This window comes from Moorena sp. SIO3E8 (assembly GCF_010692445.1).
Taxonomy (GTDB): Bacteria; Cyanobacteriota; Cyanobacteriia; order Cyanobacteriales; family Coleofasciculaceae; genus Moorena; species Moorena bouillonii.
The window spans coordinates 1-4,958 of record NZ_JAAHHM010000252.1 but is presented as its reverse complement, the minus strand read 5'-3'; the positions used below and the strand labels follow the sequence as shown (position 1 = coordinate 4,958).

6 protein-coding genes are annotated in these 4,958 nt (G+C 42.9%); 1 reads left to right on the top strand and 5 read right to left on the bottom strand.

Translation table 11 applies throughout. From position 1 onward, the window contains the following. Nucleotides 1-347: 347 nt before the first annotated feature. From F6K46_RS38090 to F6K46_RS38070, 5 genes are all read right to left on the bottom strand, one after another. Nucleotides 348-1,040: a hypothetical protein gene (locus F6K46_RS38090; RefSeq protein WP_293066651.1), complete on the bottom strand. Its 693-nt coding sequence runs from the start codon at nucleotides 1,038-1,040 to the stop codon at nucleotides 348-350. 67 nt (nucleotides 1,041-1,107) lie between these two features. Then, nucleotides 1,108-1,920: a hypothetical protein gene (locus tag F6K46_RS38085; RefSeq protein ID WP_293066636.1), complete on the bottom strand. Its 813-nt coding sequence runs from the start codon at nucleotides 1,918-1,920 to the stop codon at nucleotides 1,108-1,110. An 89-nt stretch (nucleotides 1,921-2,009) separates the two neighbouring features. Next, the gene (locus F6K46_RS38080; RefSeq protein WP_293066639.1) at nucleotides 2,010-2,165 is read right to left on the bottom strand and encodes a hypothetical protein; all 156 of its coding nucleotides are present in this window, start codon (nucleotides 2,163-2,165) and stop codon (nucleotides 2,010-2,012) included. A gap of 4 nt (nucleotides 2,166-2,169) precedes the next feature. After that, on the bottom strand, nucleotides 2,170-3,030 hold the full coding sequence (locus F6K46_RS38075; protein WP_293066642.1) for a hypothetical protein: 861 nt from the start codon (nucleotides 3,028-3,030) through the stop codon (nucleotides 2,170-2,172). A 67-nt stretch (nucleotides 3,031-3,097) separates the two neighbouring features. Then, nucleotides 3,098-4,519, bottom strand: coding sequence for a transposase (locus tag F6K46_RS38070; protein ID WP_293066645.1), 1,422 nt, complete (start codon nucleotides 4,517-4,519; stop codon nucleotides 3,098-3,100). A gap of 78 nt (nucleotides 4,520-4,597) precedes the next feature. Here F6K46_RS38070 and tnpA point away from each other — a divergent pair, with 78 nt between their 5' ends. Beyond that, nucleotides 4,598-4,858 (top strand): IS200/IS605 family transposase, encoded by a 261-nt coding sequence (gene tnpA / locus F6K46_RS38065; protein ID WP_293066648.1) that lies wholly within the window; start codon nucleotides 4,598-4,600, stop codon nucleotides 4,856-4,858. Nucleotides 4,859-4,958 lie beyond the last annotated feature (100 nt).

Here is a 4,958-nt window from a genome sequence, read left to right as displayed (position 1 = left end):
TGAAATTATCGACGACATTAAGACTTATATCAATGCTAAATCCTCTAGTAATAATGGAGAAACAATAACTGATAACGAAGATAACGATGACGACGATGACCAGGGATTATTTGGTAGATAATGGCGGTTTTTCCGGAATTATTATGCTAATTTACCAAAAACAATGTCTAAAAGTATTGCTTATAAATACTTTTAGACATTGAGATGCTATTTAGCCGACAAACTAAATTCTCAAAATTTCAAAGCTATACACAGTAATAGTTTTAGGCAATTGAAGTTAAAAGTTAAGCATAACAGGTAATGAAGAGCCATAATTGCGGATTATCACACTTATTTATCCACTAAACTTATTTTTTTTCAAAACCGTGGTAAGCATCTACACCATGCAGTTGCCGATCTAAACCCTTGAGCTCATCCTCGTCCGAAACTCTAATGCCTATTCGCGCTTTAAGTATTGACCAAGTGATCCAACTAAAAAGAAAGGTGAACAATAGAACAACAAAGAGACCAAACACTTGAATTCCTAATTGTTGGAATCTCTCTATCACTGCAAGACCATTAGTATTGCAGAGTGGTGCATTTTTTGGGTTACAAGGTAAGTTATCCTGATTACTCAAAACAACTGCTAGCGTTCCCCAGATGCCACAACCTAAGTGAACTGATATTGCACCCACTGGGTCGTCAATTTTCCACAGGTTGAAGAGGTAAACTAAGAAAACAACTAACCTTCCAGCTACCATACCAATGAAAGCAGCAGCCAATAGTTCTACATAGGCACTGGATGCGGTAATACTAACCAAACCTCCTAGGACTCCATTGATGATCATAGACAGTTCTGGTTTGTTATTAAAGTACTTTAGCCTTGAGGTTGTAAAAGCCGCTGTCAGACCAGCAGTTGCTGCAGCAATGTTGGTTGTTAGCAGAATGTGACTTATTTGTTTAGGGTCAGCTTCCAGCAGTGAACCTCCATTGAAGCCAAACCAGCCCAGCCAAAGGATAAAGCAACCTAGAGTAGCCATGCTGAGATTATGGGGAAATATAGCTTCCTTAGTATAGCGCTACGCGCAAGTCAGAAGTTAGAAGTCAGAAGTCAGAAGTAAGCTATGACTAAGTTTCAGAGTTTAGGAATGTCCTAAGCTTAATGCGTAGTGCTATACCATCGTCTTTATAGCGGGAAACCATTTTACCGTCCTCCTTTCGTCGGTATTTACGTGGTCCCAATAGCCAAGCACCCACTAGAGCTGCCATACCACCCACTGCATGAACTACGGTTGAACCAGCAAAATCCACGAAACCGAGGTGTTTGAGCCAACCGTTAGGTGCCCAAACCCAGTGTCCAGTGATGGGATAATAAAGAGCGACCAGGAAAAAGCTAAACCATAAAAATGCTTTTAACTTAATTCTCTCCGCAACGGCTCCAGATACAATCGTCGCGGCGGTTCCAGCAAAAACTAATTGAAACAAAAATGCTGCTTTGAGAGGAATATGTTTTTCCAAGTTTATCAGCTCATCATTGTAATTAGAGAATCCTCCTTCATGGAAAAAGAATCCCTTTAGTCCCACGATAGGAGCAATTGGAGAATCGCCCATCATCAAGGCAAACCCAAAGATCCAGAATGCTAGTGTAGCAATAGAGAATACTAACAAATTTTTGGTCAAGATATTAGCAGCATTCTTATAACGGCAAAAGCCAGCTTCCAACATGCCAAAACCAGCATTCATAAAAAACACCAGAAAAGCGGCAAGTAACACCCAGATAGTATTGATGTTTTTTAATTGCTCACCTGAATCGCTAGAAGTAGTTTGGCCAAGGGCAGCTTCAGCACACAATAGTAAGATTGTGGCTATTAACGGCAAGCAGAATTTCCAACTTGGCAACCGCCATTTTTTGGATATTTTTAACTTTTTTATAGTCAGCATATTTGGGAACAATATACTAGCGAAAAATAAACAATATTTAGGTAATTATTCAACTATGGCTGTTTTAAATTAGGTGAGGTACATTTTTTTTAGGGAGCAGGGAGCAGGGAGCAGGGAGCAGGGAGCAGGGAGCAGTGAAGAAGAGGTAAGAGGGGAAAAATCATTCGATAAAATCTCGAACTATTCAATTTTTTCAAAAGCGGTTTATTGTCAGCTGACCGCTGTTCGCTGTTCCCGTAGCCCATAGGCTTAGGTAATATCACTGTCGTCTTTATATAAAGGCGGTATTCCGTAACGCTCGCTAATTTCTCTGTCAATTTCTCGCAGAATTTCCATCACATCTTCCGGCTCTGCATCTCTTAGTTCTGTTTGCAGACTTTTCTCTTCCTGTACAAAAGCTTGTCTAGCTTCTTCTATAGAGTGGTTCTCAATAAAATAGCTAATCGCTGCTTCACCAATTGCTAAAGTCATCGCCACAGTATTGAAATTGATTTGAGTTCCTTTAACACCCAACTGCTCCAGGAATGTTTGGACCGTAATACTTTGGTATTGGCCAGGAATAGCAATATTGGCAATCATCCTGACCAGCAAATTTTGTATAAAGTTTGTTACAAAGGGAAAAAATCTCGCACCCAATGCAAACCAGGCTGCGGTCAACTTAAATTTATTGGCTATGATCCTCTTGAGTGGGATGCCCGCAGTTGCTCCCCCAAAACCGTATTTAGCAGCATCGTCAGAGATATTTTTATATATTTCTAGTTCTAGTTGCTCGATGTTATACCGTGTGTCTTCGTACTCCTGCCAACAGGCAGAAACAGGAACATAACTATCAGTAAGTTGGTGATAGTCATGGAGTCTTGCTTTAATGCACTTGATAATATTAATTTCTTTCTGCTCTTTGGCATTACTAGGCTTTCTGGAATTAGCCCTAGATTCTAAACTCACGTCATAAGGTGGATTCCACTCGCGGGCAGGGTCAACCAGGTCTATCTGGTTGATCACCAAGATAATCGGCAGTTTTGTCTTATGGTCTTGGTCGTGTTTTTGGCCCAGCGTCCTTAGAAACTCCACATCCTGAGCGACATACCCTCGCTCTTTGGCTGGAATCACAAATAAAAGGATATCTACTCTCTTTTGAACGCACCCCAGCTAAATTAAAAATTCTAGCTGGGGATTCTTATGCTAGGTTGGACTCAGATAGCTTCCATAAACTACTGAGCGTCACTGGCGTTCTCAGCGTGTGGGAGGAACTTCTGCCTTCCCAGACCCTAGTAAATTTCGCGTTAGTGAGCACGGCATACCAATATCTAGCGCCGATGTTGTAAGACGCAGATAAGTCGGCGTTATAGCGCTTGCCGTTCTTGAATCTGGCGAGGGAATACTTTTTGTTGCTGCGGGAAATTAAGCCAGACCCATCAAACCCATAAGCACTGGTGTATTTAGCGTTAACCTTGACGACGTTCCCGCCTAACTCGCTAAATTTCTGGATGGCAAGTTCCACAATCCGGTCTTTACACCATTGGTGGAATCGTTGCTTTTGGAGAGAGCCGTGCTTACCCCCTTTTGCCTTCCAGTTTGACAAGTCCTCAAACACAATCACCCTCACTTGATGAGCGATTCCAAAGTCTATTACAGCTTTGGATACGACTTGAGCAATGTGTTCGTTGATCTGTTTGGACTTGCGATACAATCCCTTGCAGAACCCTTGAGGCAAATTCCTTTTGGTTATCTTACGGGTTTGCTTGGACTTAGTGGCAATACGCTGCTTGCGTTGGTCACGGCGGTCTATGTCTCTGGCGGGGGAAATAAATTTCCTCGCTTTTACAGTACCGTCCCGACTAACGATAGAGCAGGTCGCTGTGGTGTTAATTCCTAGGTCTACCGCACAAACCCAATCAGATTCCGGCAGTTCCTTAATTGCGATCTCGACGGGCATCGACAGATGAACGCTGCGGCCGTTAGCAATTAAGGAAGGGGACATCAGTTTGTTGTCTTGACCTAGATGGCGGCTTTTTCCCGACGAACGAACAGGAATAGCCAATAGCCATACCCAATCCTTACCGTTCCAAACCTTGAGGTCTACAGCGTTAAAATTAGCGTTATAGCGAATTTGTTGACCTTTGTACAAAGCTGGGTAGCTGTTACAGAAGGCAGTAAGCTTAGGGGACTTGTCGTGTCGGTGCTTTCTGTTGCCTCGTTTCCAATCCTGCCAGCGAGTCACAAAGCTGCTAACAATCCCTAATGCGTCTTGGATGGCAGCCCGTCTTAGGTAGCTGGGAAACTTGCGAAACGATGGATGGTTATTGATGGCTTTTTTGAAGTACCAACCATATTTAGGATTGGGATTATCTGCGGTCTGGTGAACCAACTTCTCCAGCGTGTTCACCCGTTCTTTGGCAGTTAACCCCAACAGGGCAGACCAATTCCAATAGGCGATTAGTACCAAAGGTTTTAGGAAATGGCGGTACTCTTCCACCGTCAGAATAGCTAAATTACGCTGATGGCGAGTCAAAGACAGCGACCAGACATCAGTTCTGATCAACGACGCTGACTGCCACTTTTTGCGCTTAGTTCGCTTTTTAGCTTGCTTCCGGCTCATGGAGAAAGACTTAACCAATACCAAATATATTTTAACTTGCTAAGATTTAGTTGTCAATTTAGTTGCCGATACCGCTCTATGGATTTCAGGAGACTCAAGACTCGCTCCAACTCGGCATTTCGGTTGCTCTATCACTTGGTACTAGTGACTAAGTTCAGAAACAATTCCCTAACAGGGGAGATGCTCGAACGCTTGGAAGACATTTTTAGGGCTACCCTAGCAAAATGGGATTGTGAACTGATTGAATTTGGGGGGGAGAGTAATCACGTCCACGTTTTGTTTGAAGCTATCCCCAGTATTGACTTGTCAAAGCTAGTGCAGCGCGGCAGAAATACTTGAGCAGCTGCTGATAATGGTAAAATAGAAGGATGAACTGCTTACCTACTCGATGCTCAGCTTACCCTATTGTACTCTTCACAACTTGTGCTATGCCTGACCC